12 protein-coding genes and 1 pseudogene are annotated in these 17,845 nt (G+C 60.8%); 7 read left to right on the top strand and 6 right to left on the bottom strand.

Annotated elements, in window-relative coordinates; translation table 11 throughout:
- Nucleotides 1–41 precede the first annotated feature (41 nt).
- Together RIC54_RS10245 and RIC54_RS10240 are read right to left on the bottom strand one after the other, a co-directional pair.
- On the bottom strand, nucleotides 42–2,783 hold the full coding sequence (locus RIC54_RS10245; protein ID WP_350095821.1) for an ATP-binding protein: 2,742 nt from the start codon (nucleotides 2,781–2,783) through the stop codon (nucleotides 42–44).
- A 162-nt stretch (nucleotides 2,784–2,945) separates the two neighbouring features.
- Nucleotides 2,946–6,701 carry a PAS domain S-box protein gene (locus tag RIC54_RS10240; RefSeq protein WP_350095819.1) on the bottom strand — a complete coding sequence of 1,252 codons (3,756 nt, stop codon included), beginning with the start codon at nucleotides 6,699–6,701 and terminating at the stop codon, nucleotides 2,946–2,948.
- Between the two features lie 283 nt (nucleotides 6,702–6,984).
- Between RIC54_RS10240 and RIC54_RS10235 the strand changes: the two genes are divergently transcribed.
- From RIC54_RS10235 to RIC54_RS10205, 7 genes and pseudogenes are all read left to right on the top strand, one after another.
- The gene (locus RIC54_RS10235) at nucleotides 6,985–7,689 is read left to right on the top strand and encodes a response regulator transcription factor (RefSeq protein ID WP_350095817.1); all 705 of its coding nucleotides are present in this window, start codon (nucleotides 6,985–6,987) and stop codon (nucleotides 7,687–7,689) included.
- A gap of 322 nt (nucleotides 7,690–8,011) precedes the next feature.
- Nucleotides 8,012–8,449 carry a BLUF domain-containing protein gene (locus RIC54_RS10230; RefSeq protein WP_350095815.1) on the top strand — a complete coding sequence of 146 codons (438 nt, stop codon included), beginning with the start codon at nucleotides 8,012–8,014 and terminating at the stop codon, nucleotides 8,447–8,449.
- 439 nt (nucleotides 8,450–8,888) lie between these two features.
- Complete coding sequence (locus RIC54_RS10225) at nucleotides 8,889–10,475, top strand: ABC transporter substrate-binding protein (protein WP_350095813.1); 1,587 nt, start codon at nucleotides 8,889–8,891, stop codon at nucleotides 10,473–10,475.
- A 23-nt stretch (nucleotides 10,476–10,498) separates the two neighbouring features.
- A complete protein-coding gene (locus RIC54_RS10220) occupies nucleotides 10,499–11,455 on the top strand; it encodes an ABC transporter permease (protein ID WP_350150998.1) in 957 nt (318 codons plus the stop codon).
- 4 nt (nucleotides 11,456–11,459) lie between these two features.
- Nucleotides 11,460–12,299: an ABC transporter permease gene (locus RIC54_RS10215; RefSeq protein WP_350095811.1), complete on the top strand. Its 840-nt coding sequence runs from the start codon at nucleotides 11,460–11,462 to the stop codon at nucleotides 12,297–12,299.
- Nucleotides 12,296–13,960, top strand: a complete 1,665-nt coding sequence (locus RIC54_RS10210) for an ABC transporter ATP-binding protein (RefSeq protein WP_350095809.1) — start codon at nucleotides 12,296–12,298, stop codon at nucleotides 13,958–13,960. Before RIC54_RS10215 ends, RIC54_RS10210 begins: the two co-directional genes overlap by 4 nt.
- A gap of 59 nt (nucleotides 13,961–14,019) precedes the next feature.
- Nucleotides 14,020–14,510, top strand: a pseudogene (locus RIC54_RS10205) (DDE-type integrase/transposase/recombinase).
- Between the two features lie 67 nt (nucleotides 14,511–14,577).
- Here RIC54_RS10205 and RIC54_RS10200 read toward each other — a convergent pair.
- The 4 genes from RIC54_RS10200 to RIC54_RS10185 all read right to left on the bottom strand — a co-directional run bounded on the left by RIC54_RS10200 (nucleotide 14,578) and on the right by RIC54_RS10185 (nucleotide 17,755).
- A complete protein-coding gene (locus tag RIC54_RS10200; protein ID WP_350095807.1) occupies nucleotides 14,578–15,141 on the bottom strand; it encodes a GNAT family N-acetyltransferase in 564 nt (187 codons plus the stop codon).
- Between the two features lie 271 nt (nucleotides 15,142–15,412).
- Nucleotides 15,413–16,144, bottom strand: coding sequence for a tetratricopeptide repeat protein (locus RIC54_RS10195; protein WP_350095805.1), 732 nt, complete (start codon nucleotides 16,142–16,144; stop codon nucleotides 15,413–15,415).
- Between the two features lie 54 nt (nucleotides 16,145–16,198).
- A complete protein-coding gene (locus RIC54_RS10190) occupies nucleotides 16,199–16,750 on the bottom strand; it encodes a tetratricopeptide repeat protein (protein WP_350095803.1) in 552 nt (183 codons plus the stop codon).
- Nucleotides 16,751–17,041: 291 nt separating this feature from the next.
- On the bottom strand, nucleotides 17,042–17,755 hold the full coding sequence (locus RIC54_RS10185; RefSeq protein WP_350095801.1) for a class I SAM-dependent DNA methyltransferase: 714 nt from the start codon (nucleotides 17,753–17,755) through the stop codon (nucleotides 17,042–17,044).
- Nucleotides 17,756–17,845: the final 90 nt, after the last annotated feature.

Genomic DNA, 17,845 nt, shown 5'->3' with positions numbered 1-17,845 from the left:
CGGATACAATGGCAAGCGGGCGTGCCTGGAGGTTGACTCGCTTATGACTGGGGTATGGCCGTCCGGTTCATCGCGCCGTTTCGGATCACACGGCTAACCGCCCGAGCGAGCGTGTGCTTGTCGTACGGCTTATGGATGATCGCCTGGGACAAGGATGGCCCGTAGTTCTGGTGAGCCATCTGACCGGTGAAGCCTGAGGCAAGCAGCACCTTGGTTGACGGTGAAATTTCCGCGACCTTCTGCGCCAGCTCGAAGCCGTTGACCCCGCCGGGCATGATTACGTCGGAGAACACCAGGTCGAACGTCGGGGAGTTGCGATCGGCGACAATGCCGAGCGCTTCAGCACCAGTGCCGGCCGTGACCGTCCGGTACCCGAGCTCAGTCAGCATCAAGTCCGCGACTTCCAGAAGATCCGGCTCGTCATCGACGAGCAGCACCGTTTCAGTACCTCTCGGGCAGCTCTCGTCGGAGCGCTCGACTGGCGCCGGAGCCACACCCTGCGTTTCTGCCGAGCGCGGCAGGAACAGTCGTACCGTCGTGCCGTGCCCGACTTCGGAGTAGATCCGAACATCGCCCTTCGACCGCTTGGCGAAGCCGTACACCATGCTCAATCCCAGACCAGAGCCCCGATCCGTCGATTTGGTCGTGAAGAACGGCTCGAATGCCTTGTCGAGGACCGCAGGTGCCATGCCGGTTCCGTTATCGCTGACCGACACTACCACGTACTCCCCGGGGGCGGGGCTCGTTCCCCTTGGCTCGACCTCGGACTGCGTTGAACCGATACGGCGGTTGCTGGTTTCGATCACCAGGTGGCCACCTTCGGGCATCGCGTCCCGGGCGTTCAGTGACAGGTTGAGGACCGCATCCTGTAAGCCACCCGGATCGATGTCGGTGAGCCAAAGGTCAGGCTCTGCGTGAAACTTCAACTCGATCTCGCTGGTCAGCGAGCGGGCAAGGATGTCTTCCAGCTCGCCGAGAACCGCGTTGGCATCAGTCGGTGTGCCGGGCATGGCCTCCTGGCTGGAGAAGCCAAGCAGGCGCCGGGTCAGTTGGTTGCCACGAACCGTTGCCTTCAGCGCGGTTTCGATGCGGGCGGCAGCTTTGACATTGTCGCCGATCTGGAGCTGCAGCAACTGGAGGTTACCCAGCACGATGCCGAGCAGATTGTTGAAGTCATGAGCGATGCCACCGGTCAGCTTGCCGATCGCCTCCATGCGCTGCGAGTGGCGCAGCGCGTCCTCCGCCACCTTGCGAGCAGCCTCGGATGCGCGTTGCTCGGTGACGTCGTGCATTGAAATGAAGGCGCCGATTTTCCGGCCATCGGCACCGGTCAAGGCTCGGCCGGATGCCAACAGCTGGATCGGCGCGCACTCGTTGGGCCGGATCGTCATTTCCTCGTTCTGGATGACGTCGCCCTTCAATGCGCGGAACAGCGGGATGTCTTCCATGGCCATCGGTGTGACGCCGTCAGCGCAATAAAGACTGTAGTACGAAGCCCACTGTTCGACCGGGATCGGTTCGGCAGGAAGGCCATGAAACTCCATGGTTTTTCTATTGAAGACCTTGAGCTTGCCCGTCTCGTCGCAGGCAACGATCGCATCCTGGACTGAATCCAGCATCACACGCGTGAACTCGCGGTACTCGTCGAGCGCGATGTTGGCCTGGCGAAGTTCCGCGGTCGACTGCTCAAGAGCGTATTGCTTTTGTTCGTTGAACCTCAGTATCTGAAAGACTATCAACAGCCCGATTGAGCTGATTGCACCAAAGGTTAGAATGGGTTGATAGACGCTATCAAATATAAGATCAGATCTCGGTTTATCGACCAAAATCCAATTTGTACTGAAAATAGCAATATTTGAAATTTTTCGAAACATAGATCCAATTTCACCATTGAATGATGAGTCCATTTTATGAAGATAATTGATGTCAGGGCGATTTTGAGAAAATTGTTTAGATTTATTGTAATATTCGAACTTTGAATCAGACAACTGATAATTAAAATCAGGATGTTTGCTAAATACTTCCGTCAGAATATTGGATATGTTTATTACACCCACAATGTAGCCAGAAGTACGATCGGCATCATTGATGGTCGGGGTGTGTATGTCGTCGATATTGCGTACAGCAATGGCCATCAGCGCATAATCATCGTCCATACCTGGGATCTTGATGTTCGGACCGATTGCGAATTCGCCAATCCAGGTACCCTGTACCGGTCGGTCTCCCAGATACCGCGATACCGGGTCGATACCCCGAAAGTTGTAACCGACCGCGTTGCCAAGCACGTCCGTGATCGGAAAGGCCACCGAGCCCAGGTCGGCGTGTTGGATCTGGCCCTCCGAGGTCAGCACACGCGGGACGAAATCGGCCGACATGGTCTCCGAGTTCCGATGCTCGGACAGGCCGTCGCCGGTGCGATCAAACAGCGGAGCCCATCCCAGGAACGCGAAGCCCTTGTTCGTCGCATCGGTGCCCATGGACACCGTGCGCTCTTCGTTGGCCATATCGACTGGAAACGGCAGATCCTCCGCGAGATCCCTTAAGTACTGGATGCGATCCTTGATGGCTGTTTCGACGGACGATGCTCGAGCCTGTGCCGCATTGCTGTGCCATTTCGAAAGCTCGTTTTTATTGTGTGCAAACAATGAGTACACAAACATCACGATGGTTATTGCCCCGACGGCACCAATGAGTGATGAGATCTGATATTTTCTGTAAAAGTTCGAGATGTTTTTATGAGAGTTCTGATGTCCGTCGATATTGTGATCGGTAACGCTAAACATTTTAGAATCCTCTCGTGAATCAAGTCCGGAGCGCTCTTGCTCTCGTGGGCGCACGAAGACGCACAGACGGTTTGGTCGTCCTGCAATTGCAACCTCAGCCCCCGGCCACCCGACCGTACGATCGTCGCCTAGTGTCGGTTCGACTGAGGTGTGACCCGTGCCCTAGGAGGTTGCGGCCGCGAATGCCCGACGAACGGAGTGTGCGAGCGTCGTCTTGTCGTAGGGCTTGTGGAGCATGGATCGGATCATCGAAGAATCGTGGCTCCTGTCCGTCAGCCTTCCGGTGAAGCCTGACGCGAGCAGCACCTTGATGGACGGATCGGTCTCGATGATCCGGTCGGCCAGTTCGAAACCGTTTATTCCACCCGGCATGATCACGTCGGTGAACACCAGGTCGATTTCGGCCCGCTTCTCGCAATCATCGATGATGCTCAAAGCCTCTCGGCCATTGCGTGCGGTGATAGTTCGATACCCCAGGTCGCGCAGCATGGTGTCGGCGACCTCCAGGAGATCGGGTTCGTCGTCGACCAGGAGGATCGTCTCGGTTCCGGATGGCAATGGGTCCGGGACGCCAATCGGGATGATCGACGGCCCGTCAGTGGCCGCGCATCGAGGCAGGAGCAGGCGGACAGTGGTCCCGTGGCCGGGTTCCGAATAAATCCGTACGTCTCCGCGCGACCGCTTCGCGAAGCCGTACACCATGCTCAGCCCCATTCCCGTGCCACGGTCGGTCGGTTTCGTTGTGAAGAAGGGCTCAAAGGCCCGTTCCAGAACCGCCTGTTCCATTCCCGTCCCGTTGTCGTTGACCGACACGACGACATAGTCTCCCGGATCGAGATCGATGCCGGCGGTCGGGGCCTTCGCCTGGCCGTTGTCGACGCTGCGGTTGACGGTCTCGATCACCAGGCGCCCGCCGTCCGGCATGGCGTCCCTGGCGTTCAAGGTCAGATTCAGCAGGGCGTCTTCCAACTCGCCCGGGTCGATCTCGGTCAACCAGAGCTCCGGATCGGGATGGATCTCCACCTCGATCTTGCGGGTCAGTGACCGGGTCAGAATGTCCTCCAGGCCGCGCACCACGTCGTTGGCGTTCGTCGGCGTCCCGGGCATGGACTCCTGGCTGGAAAAGCCGAGCAGGCGTTGCGTCAGCTGACTGCCGCGCTTGACTGCCTTGAGGGCGGTCGTCACGCGCCCGGCAGCCTTCTCATTGTCCCGGACCATCCGTTCGATGAATTGAAGGTTGCCCATGACGATTCCAAGCAGATTGTTGAAATCATGCGCGATTCCACCGGACAGCTGGCCGATCGATTCCATCCGCTGAGAGCGCAGCAAGGCCCCCTCAGCCTCCTTGCGGAAGCTGGCGTCGATCATGGTGACTTGAGTCGCCGCCTCTCCCTGCCAGTTGACGTCCCGTACCAGCAACTCCAGCCAGAGGGTCGAGCCATCCAGGCGCTTGCACTCGGTTTCGACCGCCACGGGAGCGGAGCGATCGGTGTCATCCGGAGTGTCGGATTGCAGGACGTCGGCTGCGAACAGGTCGCTGATCGACGCCTCCCTCAGAAGGGCGTCCGGCGACTCGTAGCCGAACATCCGTGCCGCCGCCTTGTTCGCAAAGCGCAGCGCGCCGTCGGCGTGAATGATCACGCCCTGCACCGATCCCTCAATAAGATCCCGGAACTCCTTTTCGGAGCGGCCAAGCGCCCTCTCCACCGCCTTCTGCTCGGTGACGTCGAACATGTTCGCGCAGATCGCATGCCGGCCGTTCCAGGGGACCTGAACGACGCGGTTCTGCACGGCGATGTGCTCCCCACTCTTCTTCAAACCGGTGAACTCGTACTTCATCGGAATGTCGGGATTCCGAATGCGTTGAATGCTGTAGTTACGTAGTCGATCTCGGTCTATTTCGGCAAATAGATCAATAATGCTTTCAAGGGAAAGGATCTCATCAATACCGTCATATCCGAACATTTGGGCAAATGCCGGATTGCAATAATACGGTTTCATTTGATAGTGAACGATGATTCCCTGACTGGCCTCGTCGATCAGGGAGCGGAAGCGCTCTTCGCTGTCGCGCAGTTCGGCTTCCATCCGCTTCCGGTCGGTGATGGTGTGCCAGAGCAGGGCGGATCCGCCCTCGCGCGTCGGGAACTCTCGAACCTCCGTCCAGGTCCCGTCCGCGAACTGAATTTCCTGGTGTGATGGCAGATTCCGATGATCTTCCAGTCTCTTCCTGTAGAACGCCTCGGAATCGCCCATTGAAGGATGAAGCGGATTCTGCTCGAGCATCTGCCTGACGATGTCCTCGAAGGTATTCTGGCATTCCTGCAGTACCGCGGTTCCACCTGCTTGCTCGATGTAGCGGTCGTTCGCGAGGACCAGACGGTCGTTCTTGTCGAACATTACGAAACCGGCGGGCAGGCTGTGAATCGCGTCCTTGAGCCGCTCCTGCGCCTGCTCGGCGCGTTGCAGAGCCTCCACCTTGTCGGTCTGGTCGCTTGTCGAACCGCGATACCCGGTAAACCGGCCATCTGCATCGAACACCGGCGTTCCGTGCGCTATCCAGTGTCGCACCCTGCCGTCCGGCAGGCGGATCGAATATTCGAGATCACGGAACGGCTGGCGGGCCTTGAGCAACCGTTTGTGCTCCGCCCATGCCGCTTCGGTGGCGGCATCCACGCCGGCCAGTTCCCAGCGTGTCCTGCCGAGTGCGGTCGCCAGACTGCGGCTGGTCGCCTTTGACCAGCCGTCGGAGAGGTAGGTGAACCGGAGTTCGTCGTCCTGCTCCCAAAGCCAGTCGCTGGAGGCGTTGGCGAACTGCCGGAACCGCTGTTCGCTTTCCTGCATCGCGGCTTCGGCTCGAATCCGCTCGAGTTCCGCCGAGGCGCGGCCGGCCGCAAGCGTCAGGACGTCGACCACCAGCGACTCGCGCGGAAACGGCTTCGAGTGCATCACGGCGAGAACCCCCAGCAATCGGCCCTGCGAGTCCGACAGGGGCACACCGGCATAGGCGCGGCTCCCAGCCAGCCCGAGCCGTTGGGCATCCTCCCGAAACACCTGAATGTCGTTCACGAGGGCGGGCGCCGCCTGCTTGAGGACTCCGTCGCATGCGGTGCCCGCGCTTCGGAAGACAACATTCTCCGCAAGCACTCCGTCGACGATCAGGGCGGTGGTTCGCAGACTGTCGTGGTCGTCGATCTGCGCGATGAAGACATGCTGGACACCGAGGGTCCGTGCCAACGACTGGGCGAGAGAAACATGGAACCGGGTGCCGACCGAATGGGCAAGGCTCGCCCCCAGATCGCGCAGAACCGTCTCGACGACCCGGGCTTGCGTAACTTCGGCCAAGGTCACCTGCAACAGGGTCCTGCCGGCATACACGACGCTGGTCAGCCGGACGTCGTACACAATGTCTTCGCCGGCGCGACCCTTGATCGTCCACTCCGCAGCGGCGGCACCGTTTCTGACGGCAGTGTCAATGTGCGCACGCCAATCGGGGCCCGACGGATGGGCCGGCGTTGCACGTGGACTGAACAGTTCATCCAGGGTGAGCCCGACAAGCTTGCGCTGACCGTGACCGACCGCACTGTTCGCTGCGGCGTTGGATTCGATGATCTCGAAGGTTTCCGGATCAATCAGCAGCACGGCGGTTGGGGCGTCGGTGAGGACCGTGCGGACGCGTTCCTCCGCATCCCGTTGAGACCGAGTGATCTGCTTCTCATAGAGTCGGATCAGGCCGTAGAGCGCCAGGCCGGTTGCGACGACGAACCCGGTTCCTTTAAAGGTTTGCCAGAATGTCACGTCGCTTGCGCTCGATGCCAGCAGGGCGACCAGACTGTCCGAGCCGCTGATCCACGCAAGGGACACCGCGACGTAGAGTACTCCGATCAACCCGGCTCCAAATCTCCGCACGTATTCGGCCATCAGGACCTCCGCATGTCCGCCCACACGCCACGTGAGAGGAGGCGCTTCCGGATATCGGTCTCCGCTCTCGGGCACGAGGTTCAGTTCGCTGTCCGAGCGATTGTTGGGCACCAACGTGACTCGGGCATGCGTCAGATGTGACTGCGGTATGGCTGAGCGCCCCGAGCATCCGCGGCCAGGCCCGCTGATTCGAGTCGGGATGCATTGACAGTGCGGCTACGTTAGAATCATGCCGGGAACGGGAAACTGTACTTGCTCAGGTGATTAGCCGAGGGATGCATTGATGGATCGGCAGGCGCACATCCTGGTCGTGGAAGACGATGAAATCGTCCGTACTCTGCTTGCCGCGACCTTGGAGATGGCCGGATACGATGTCAGCACCGCCGGGTCGGGTGTTGAAATGACCGATATGTCCCGGAACCATGACTACAGTCTGATCCTCATGGACCTTGGCCTGCCCGACGAAGACGGAATCGTGCTGTTGCGTCAGTTGAGGGCGCGAGACGATGTGCCCGTTATCATTCTGACCAGTCGAGACGACATGCCGTCCCGAAGAACCGCGTTGAAGCTGGGGGCCGACGATTACATCAACAAGGACGTACACCCTGAAGAGATCATTCTGCGAATTCGCAACGTCCTCAGGCGCGGATCGGGGCGAGGTGGCACCACCGCCGAACAGCCGGATCATGACGCGATCAAGTTCTCCGGATGGCATTTGGATCCTGTCGGGCGATCGTTGACCAGCCCGTCGGGCGCGGAGATCACCCTGACGGGTGCGGAGTTCGACGTCCTGTGCGTGCTGGCGCGCGCACCCAACCGGGTGTTGTCCCGCGATCAACTGCTCGACGGTCTGATGCGCCTCGACGATGCTCCGACCGACCGGATGATCGACAGCTATATCAGCCGCATTCGCAAGAAGATGAACGACTCCCGATTCATCGTCACCGTGACGGGCGTCGGTTACCGCTTCGTCCCGGAACCCGGTTAGGGTTGCCGGCACGCGCTTCCGGCAACTGGCCGTAAGGCGCGCCGAATTGCACCTTGGATCCATTCGCGCAAAACGGCGGGCGGATCCGTCTTAGCGGCCCTGTGACCGGTGCGCCACAGTGTCCAAGGCGTTGAAACCGCGGAGTTCGCAGGTTTGCTTCGCGAGGCACAATCCGACCGAGACGACCATGAGCCGTGGCCGGCTCTTCTCAACGACCGCATCGACAGCCACACTATGTGGTCTCGGTGTTGAGATCGGGTGCGGGTGAGCTTGTCAAGACGCCCGGCAATGTGTGCTCCCGAGATACCGGAGGTGCTGTGCGATGAGTGAAATGAGGGAAATCTTTCATCTCGTCTATGTTTCCACGGCTCGGGAGGCATATGACCGAAGCGCCCTGGACGAGTTGTTGATCCAGGCGAGGAGTCGCAATGAGCGCCTGAATATTACAGGCCTGTTGATCTACGGGGACGAGACCTTCATCCAAGCCTTGGAGGGGCGCCGTGGACTGGTGTCTGACGTCTACGAATCCATAAAGCGCGATGCACGCCACCATCAAGTGATCACCCTCTTGGAGTTCACCGACACCGAGCGGGATTTTCCCGATTGGACGATGGCTTTTACCCATGAGCCGGATCGCGAAAGAATCAAAAGGTGCATCACCCTCCTCAAGGAACAGCGCGAGGATCTGGCTCAGGGTGTCGAGATCCAGATGATTCGTAGACTTCTTACGAACATCATGAGCTCGGCCATCGAAACCTGATGGTTTTGGTCAGTCGATGGTCCGCCCGAGATTAGAGACCGCGTTGTCAGGAACACGGATCCGGCACGAACGAGTCCGACGGATCCCGTGACAGTGATTATCCGGTTCTCCTGAACCCGATCCACGATCGCTCCCGTGGGTGTATCGGTTGGGCTGCGCGCATGAGCAGTGTCGGAGGAGCGCCAGCAAGCAGTCTCCAGCCCTTTGAGAGGCAAGGAAAACAAGCATTGGGCGGCGGCTTCCAGCTCAACCGCTTAGTCGTCCCGTTCGCCATACGTGCCGTCCACAGTTGAACCTTCTGGCGAGGGTGGTACTGTTCGGCACAAATTATCGAGAAAGCGACACACCGGAACGGCCGTTTGGCCGACTGATCAGCGCGTTCATGTTGAGAGCTGATCCGGTGGTGTTTGGCTTGCTGCAAAATGAAGGAGATCTGGGGATGACGACACGTGACGAACTCTCGCTGCTGCGTTCGATGGGTCAGATTGACCGGCGGGGTTTGATCAAGGGGGCGGCGGCCCTGGGAGCGGTCGGTGCCGCCGAGAAGATGTTCGGCGGATCCGCTTTTGCTGCGACCCCCAAGAAGGGCGGCGCGCTGAAGGTGGCGATCGGAGCGGGGTCGACCTCCGACACCTTCGATCCGGCGACCTTTACCGACAGCTACATGCAGTTCGTCGGTTTCGGCTGCATGCGCAACTGCCTGACGGAGATCGACAACACCGGCAAGCTGGTCGGCGAACTGGCAGAGAGTTGGGCAGCCACGCCGGACGCCAAGACCTGGACGTTCAACATCCGCAAAGGTGTGACGTTCCACAACGGCAAGACGCTGACCACCGAAGATGTCATCGACTCGATCAATCACCACCGCGGCCCGGACTCGAAGTCGCCGGCCAAGCCTTTGCTGGCGCCGATCACGACGCTGAAGGCGGATGGCAACTCGGTGGTGCTGACGCTCGAAACCGGCAATGCCGATCTGCCGTACCTGCTCAGCGACTACCACATCGCGATCATGCCCTCGAAGGGCGACGGCACGGTCGACTGGCAGTCGGGTGTAGGCACCGGTGGTTATGTCGTGAAGAAGTTCGAGCCGGGCGTGCGGACCTATCTGGAGCGCAACGCGAATTACTGGAAGGCCGGACGCGCGCATTTCGACAGCATCGAGGTGCTTTCCATCGTGGATGTCGCGGCGCGGACCAACGCGCTGACCACCGGCGAGATCCATCTGATGGATCGTTGCGACCTGAAGACGGTGCATCTGCTGCAGCGGAACAAGAAGATCAACATCTTCGAGGTCACCGGTTCGCAGCACTACACCTTCCCGATGATCACCACGCAGGCGCCGTTCGACAACAACGACGTCCGCATGGCGTTGAAGCTCGCCGTCGACCGCGAGGAGATGGTCAAGAAGGTCCTGCGCGGCCATGGCATGGTCGGCAACGACACCCCGATCGCTCCGTCGACCAGCTTCTATGTCGAGTTGGAGCAGCGCACCTACGATCCGGAGAAGGCCAAGTTCCATCTGAAGAAGGGTGGCGCCGAAGGTCTGACGATCGATCTGTCGGCGGCGGATGCTGCCTTTGCCGGCGCGGTTGATGCGGCGGTTCTCTACAAGGAGCACGCAGCCAAGGCTGGAATCACCATCAACGTGGTTCGCGAGCCGAATGACGGCTACTGGTCGAACGTCTGGATGAAGAAGCCGTGGGGCGCCTGCTATTGGGGCGGCCGGCCGACGGCCGACTGGATGTTCTCCACCGCCTACGAGGCCGGCGTCGCCTGGAACGACACGTTCTGGGACAACAAGAAGTTCAACCAGCTCTTGGTCGAGGCCCGTGTGGAGCTCGACGAAGCCAAGCGCACCGAACTGTACAAGGAGATGCAGCTCATCGTTCGCGATGAAGGCGGCGTGGTCGTTCCGATGTTCGCAAACTACGTCGGCGCGTCGTCGGACGACCTGGCACACGACAAGATGGCCGGCAACTGGGACCTGGACGGCATGAAGGCGTCCGAGCGCTGGTGGTTCGCTTGAGCTGACGGCGGGAGCGGGGGGCCGTGGGGCCGATCCTGAAGATGGTGGCCCAGCGCTTGGCGCTGGGCCTCCTGACCCTGTTCGCGGTTTCGCTGATCATCTTCCTGTCGGTGGAAATGCTGCCGGGCGATATCACCGAGGCGATTCTCGGCCAGGGTGCGACGCCGGAGACGGTGGCGGCGTTCCGGCGGGAACTCGGGCTCGACGTGCCCGCGCACCTGCGCTACCTGGCGTGGCTCGGTGACATTGCCCAAGGTGACCTCGGTCGGTCGCTGGCCAGCAAGCGCGATATCGCCGAACTGATCGGCGGCAGGCTGATGAACACACTGTTCCTGGCCAGCTTTGCCGCGATCATCGCCGTGCCGCTGGCAGTGACGCTCGGTCTTCTCTCGGCCTTGTACCGCAACAGTTGGTTCGACCGCGGCATCAACCTGGTGACGCTCAGCTCGATTTCGTTTCCCGAGTTCTTCATTGCCTACGCGCTGATCTTTCTGTTCGCTGTTCAGTGGGACTGGTTCCCGTCGATCGTGAACGTGAACTCCGACACCCCGTTCTGGGAGCGGGTGTATCGGTGCATCCTGCCGGCGGTGACTCTGACCCTGGTCACGACCGCCCATATGATGCGGATGACCCGCGCCGCCATCATCAATCTGATGGCCAGCCCCTACATCGAGATGGCGGACCTCAAGGGCCTTACCCGCCTGCGGATCATCGTCCGCCACGCGTTGCCGAATGCGCTGTCGCCGATCATCAACGTGATCGCGATCAACCTCGCTTATCTGGTGGTCGGAGTGGTTCTGGTCGAAGTGGTGTTCGTCTATCCGGGACTCGGCCAGTTGATGATCGACTCGGTATCCAAGCGCGATATTCCGGTGGTCCAGGCGGCCTGCCTGATCTTTGCGGTGACGTACATCCTGTTGAATCTGCTGGCCGACATCCTGTCGATCCTCAGCAACCCACGCCTTCTGCACCCGAGGTGACGTGATGGCGACGGCTGCTCAGAATTCGTTGAAGCTGCTGGGGCGCAGCCCGTGGAGCGCACGGTTCGGGATGCTGGTCATCCTGGTCTACGTGGTGACGGCGATTGGTGCCCCGCTGATCGCTCCCTATGGTGAAACCGAGATCGTCGGCATCGAGTACGAGCCGTGGAACGAGGTCTATCCGCTCGGCACCGACAACCTCGGCCGGGACATGCTGAGCCGGATCATCTACGGCGCCCGCAATACCGTCGGGGTGGCATTCGCTACCACGATGCTGGCTTTTCTGATCGGCAGCATTGCCGGGCTGCTGGCGGCGACCCTGCGCGGCTGGGCCGATCAGCTGCTGAGTCGGCTGGTCGATGTCATGATGGCAATCCCGCCACTGGTGTTCGCCCTGCTGATCCTGACCATCGTCGGCACCAACCTGATAAACATGATCCTGGTGATCGCGGTACTGGACTCCACGCGGGTGTTCCGTCTGACCCGCGCCGTCGCGATGAACGTGGTGGTGATGGATTTCGTCGAAGCGGCCCGGCTGCGCGGCGAGGGGCTGTGGTGGATCATGCGCCGCGAGATCTTGCCGAACATATCGGCCCCACTGGCGGCCGAGTTCGGGTTGAGGTTCTGCTTCGTGTTCCTGACCATCAGCGCGCTCAGCTTCCTTGGCCTCGGCCTGCAGCCCCCCACCGCGGATTGGGGCAGCATGGTGCGCGACAACGCCACGCTGATCTCCTACGGCGACATCACTCCGGTGATCCCCGCGGCAGCGATTGCGTTGCTGACCGTGGCGATCAACTTCGTGGTGGACTGGTTTCTGCACGAGACGAGTGGGTTGAAAGAATGACCGACGAACCCGACACAGGCTTGTTGCTGCGTATTCGCGGCTTGAAGATCGAGGGCCAGACGGAGGAGGGGTGGGCCGAGATCGTCCACGGGGTGGATCTTGACCTTAAGCGCGGCGAGGTGCTCGGATTGATCGGCGAGTCCGGTGCCGGAAAGTCGACCATCGGCCTTGCGGCGATGGGGTTCGCCCGAGATGGCTGTCGGTTGTCCGGCGGCACCATTGAGTTCGATGGCCGTGAGTTGCGCGAGGCGTCGAGTACCACCACGCGCGAATTGCGCGGCAACCGGATCGCCTATGTGGCACAGAGCGCAGCTGCCGCCTTCAATCCGGCGCACCGCCTGATCGACCAGTACAGCGAGACGCCGGTCCATCATGGCGTGATGAGCCGCGTCGACGCCGAGAGCGATGCGATCAGCCTCTTTGAGCGGCTGCAGCTGCCGGATCCGGAAACCATCGGGTTTCGCTACCCTCATCAGGTCTCCGGTGGCCAGCTGCAGAGGGCGATGACGGCGATGGCGATGTCCTGCCGGCCGGACCTGATCATTTTCGACGAGCCGACCACCGCGCTTGACGTGACCACGCAGATCGAAGTGCTGGCGGCGATCCGCGACGCGGTCAAGCAGTTCGGTGCGGCTGCGATCTACATCACCCACGACTTGGCGGTCGTCGCCCAGATGGCTGACCGGATCATGGTGCTGCGCCACGGCCAACTGGTCGAGGAGGGTGAGACCCGAGAACTGCTGGCCGACCCTCAGGAGGAGTACACCCGCGATCTGTTGGAGGTTCGAAGCTTTCAGGTCGAAGAACGCGGGCGTGTCAAAGACGAGACACCGGTGCTCGAGATGCGTGGCGTGACCGCCGGCTACGGCGAGACCATGATCCTGCAGGACGTGTCCTTCCAGATCCACGCCAAGCGCACGGTGGCGGTGGTCGGCGAGTCCGGGTCGGGCAAGTCGACGGCTGCGCGCGTTATCACGGGGCTGCTGCAGATCAGATCTGGCTCGGTGCTGTACAAGGGCGAGGCCCTGCCTGAGCGGTTCAACCGTCGTAGCAAGGATCAGCTTCGCCGCCTCCAGATGATCTACCAGATGGCCGACACCGCCCTGAACCCGAAGCAGCGGGTGCGCGACGTGATCGGTCGACCGCTGGAGTTCTATCTCGGCCTGACCGGGGCCAAGAAGCAGGAGCGGATTCGTGACCTGCTGAACATGATCGAGATGGAGCCGGACACCTTCATCGACCGCCTGCCGGGAGAGCTGTCGGGTGGCCAGAAGCAACGGATATGCATCGCCCGCGCGCTGGCTGCCGAGCCGGAGGTGATCCTGTGCGACGAGGTCACCTCGGCTCTCGATCCGCTGGTGGCCGAAGAGATCCTGAAGCTGCTCGACCGCCTGCAGGACGAGTTCGACCTCAGCTACATGTTCATCACCCACGATCTCGCTACCGTCCGTGCGATCGCCGACGAAGTGGTTGTGATGCATCAGGGCAAGGTGGTGGAGAGCGGTCCGAAGTCGGAGATGTTCAAGCCGCCACACCATGACTACACCGACCTGCTGTTGTCCTCGATCCCGGAGATGGATCCGGACTGGCTCGATAAACTGCTGGCCGAGCGCGCCGAACTGGCGAAGCAGGGTCGGGTGCTGAAGGCGGCCGACAACTAAATGGTTGGCGTTGTCACGAACTCGTGGCGGGTGCCGAGCCCGAACGGTAACCTCGCGTCATGAAGCTGATCTCATACGCCTGCCTGCACTATCGCCGTCGATCGTTCAGTACGCCGTCTGGCTGTATCTGCGCTTCAATCTCAGCCTGCGCGACGTCAAGGATCTGCTGGCCCAGCAGCGCCGCGACAAGCGGGCGACCCCGAAGTTGATGCGCCGACTGCTCCGAAAGCAAGGTTTTGCACCGACGACGATCGCGACTGACAAGCTCCAGTCTTATGGAGCTGCGCTCCGCGAGATCGGTATGAGCGATCGGCACGTGATCGGTGGTCGTTTGAACAATCGCGTCGAGAACTCACACCAGCCTACCCGCAGACGCCAACGATCGTGGACCGGCTTCCAGAGACCGGGATCCACTCAGCGCTTCCTCTCTGCTCACGCCGCCGTCTACAACACCTTCAACGTCCAACGCGATCTGATCGCCCGCCGCATCCTTCGGACCCTCCGCGGCGAAGCATTCGCTCAATGGCAATCCGCGGCCGAGGCGGCGTGATCCCAAATCAGAGCCTGGGCTTCGTGCACCCAGCTTTCGAAGATGTGACAGTGCCCCGCCCGGTCGCTCACGCTGTCCGGATCTGCGGGCTTGCTAGTGACTTTCGCATCTTCACGCACGCGAAGCTGGACATGTCCGGGAACTGCAGAGCAGTGGTCTGCTCCGTGTGATAACCGAACGCCTCGTAGAGCGCGAGCCCGGAGAGCGTGGCCGTGAGGTGAAGCGTGTCGATACCTTGCTCCAATGCGTCTCGTTCCGTGCGCGCCATGATCGCCGTTGCGATACCGCGGCGTGTAAAGGCGGGATCAACAAACATGCTGCGGACAGTCGGCGGGTTGGCGGGTGATTCGATGGCAGCAGCCGGTTTGGCATAGCCTGGGCGCGATCGTGACCAGCCGCCGCTGCCGAGGATTGTGCCGCGATGGTCCTCGGCCACGAAGTAGTGCCCTTCGTCGACTACGATGTCGTCCATCGTGCCGAACAGATTGAGGAAGTTGTTGATCTCATTTGAGGTATAGAACTCGCTACCGAGAACCCGCATGGAGCGCTCCTGCATGGTCCGTATGGCCGGAATGTCGGCCGGACGGGCATGGCGGATGATGTGCGCAGATATGAAAGTGGCTTTCTGCATTGTGTTTCCTTCCGCGGCGCTGAATTGCCGCGTGCGAACTGAGCGAGGGCGGAGACGGATGCGAAGCTCTGCGACTGGCCTGCGCATTGCTCCAAGGTGGTCCCGCCGGGGCGGCTCCGGCGGGTTGGCCGAGGCGTGTGCGGTGGTCGCTGTCGAACCGAGCCTCAATTACCTCAAGTCGATCTCGGGGGCCGCTGAAAGGCGGCACCGCAGCGGCATCTTGGCTCCGACAACAGCTGAAACTGGATAGAGCCGGAGCCATTGATACCGCTCAGGCCACCATTTGCCCTGGGATCGAATTCTCGCGCGCTCGGTTCAGGAATGAACGGTTGACCGGACTGTGCGGCTTCAGTGCGAGACGTTCGTTGGCCAGCGATTCTGCCATCCCTGTCATGCCGCCGCGCACTGCCGCCTCGATCAGGGTCCAGTCGATTATATCGCGCTGGGCGTGGCTGCCACCGAAGGAGTTGGCAACGAAGCGCGCGCCATGCAGACGTTCCACCGTCGTTTCGTAGTCTCCGTGAAAGAACGCCGCGAACCCCTCGACCAGCGGCAAGGCGGTTCGTTTGCCCCAAGTTGTAGCCTCGGATGCAACACTGTCGCTGCGGTAAGCATCAACGATTCGGGCTACTTCCTGGTGCCGGCCGGCCCCCAGATAGGCCATCACCGCGTGCCAGTCGTTGAACGGATAGGTGCGGCCGTCTGCATGGTTGTCCCATGCCACCGCCAGTTCCTGCCAGCGGGCGCCAACGTCACAACCGGACAGATGCAGCCGCCACAGCAGCGCTGAGGCGTCAACCATATCAAGCGCGATCACGCTGCGGTCTTGACGGATCGGCCCGTCATAGAGCGCGAAGACCTGGTCGGTTTGGCCGAGCTCGAGATGGCAGAGTGAACGGTGCCACCAATTGTGGACTCGGAAGAAATTGTCATCGCCCGACCAGTGAGGCTCACGCGCGATCATCCAACCGATGCCATCCTCGGCACGACCCTGCATCTCCATGACATGAGCGACCGCGTGGTGGGCCCAACAGTCGAGCGGCTGAAGGTCGATCGCTCAGCGACCGGTCTCTTCGGCCCGACCATAGTCGCCGGTTTCTTCGAGGCCGAACGCGTGCATGCCAAGTAGGATCGAATAGCCAGGCGTGTCCGCCGACCATCTCGGGAGCACACGGGCGATGCGGTCGCGAAGGCCGCGTGAACTGGCCCGGTAGAAATCCATCAGATGGCCAGACTGTAAGGCGACGATATCATAGGGATAGTCCGCGTTGTGACGGTCGAGAGCCGTCGCTGCAGCGCTCCATTCTCCCTCAAGCAACAAGTCGATTGCTGCGGCATGGGAAGCTTCGCGTTCGCAGAGCGGAAGCGACTTCACCGTGCCGAGGATTGTCTTCGCTTCCCTCATTGACTCTGGTTCGGTGGAGAGGGCGAACAGGTATGCTTTCAGGATATGTGCCATGGCGAAGCCGGGCGCAGCCCCGGTTGCGCGGTCCAGCAAACCAACCGGATCTCCGCGATAGATGTTGAAGGCCTCGACGGCCTTGTCGAAAAGGTCAACGGTCGTTGCAGTTGCGCCTGATAGCGCATTGCCTTGTGCATCGATCATCATGATCGGATTTCCTTCACTAGGACCTCTGGCGTCACCCGGGGTTCAGCAGGACGCGACGGTCCGACCATCCGTGTGCCGGTTTCGACGCCTGGATAGACCACAGCTGCCGTACTGATAATGAGCGATACGCCGGAATTCTTGACCGATACGCCGCCAGTGAAAATGGAATGCCCACAGCACGATTGAGGGCGCTGTCGCGAATTCGTGGTGGAAGCACGGCCAAGCCGGTAGCCTCGCCCAGTACCCACCAGATGCCGTCGGGAGGCGGTTACACCATCAGAGCCGGTTTTGTCAGACGGCTGTCGCCAGAAATGGATGAAGGCCGTTCGGCAATCTATACGCGCCAAATCCAGGCAGCGGCTGTATCTCAAAACCTGCAGTTTCCAACACTCTTGCCACGTCAGATGGCTGATGCGTGCGCAAGCGGTGAATTTCGTTGGATTTTTGCCAAACGCCATCGCGCTTGATGAAGGTAGTGATTTTTCGGGTAATGGTGTCGCCTTGCCTCATGGCTTGCATGGCAACGAAGCTATCTGGGTTTTCAGACCAAACAAACTCGCCCTCGGCGTGGCGCTCGGGGCCAGCACAGTCGAAGAGGAACAAACCGTGCGCCGGGAGGCTCTCGCGGACGCGTAGAGCCAGGCTTTCCAAGGCACCCGGTTCACTGACCGCCGTTGCGTAGTTCACGACCTCCCCGATCGCTGCAATAGCGTCAACTCTGCCGAAATTCGCGGTACGGATATCGCCTTGTTCGAACCGTCCTGAGGGCACCCGCTGGCGCGCGATGGACAACAATGAAGCTGACAGGTCGATCCCCGATATCTGGTGATCTTGCGCTGCGAGCAAAACGGACAACGGCCCCGCGCCGCATCCTAGGTCCAGGACGCGCGCTGCCGTCGGCAAAAGCGGCAACAACTCCCCGGCGGCAGATTGAGCCAGAGTTTCGTAGTGTTTCGCATGGATCGTTGCAAGATCGGGCGCGTAGAATGGTTCAGCAGATGTCATGCGCGTTTGAATAGACACTGGGAAACGGTTTGGTAAGCACGGGGTCGCGAGAGCTGCCATTTGGGCACTGTCACATCGTCGTAGGTCGGG

Origin of the sequence: Thalassobaculum sp. (assembly GCF_040219215.1) — a bacterium.
Taxonomy (GTDB): Bacteria; Pseudomonadota; Alphaproteobacteria; order Thalassobaculales; family Thalassobaculaceae; genus Thalassobaculum_A.
This window is presented reverse-complemented; position numbering and strand designations above follow the sequence as displayed.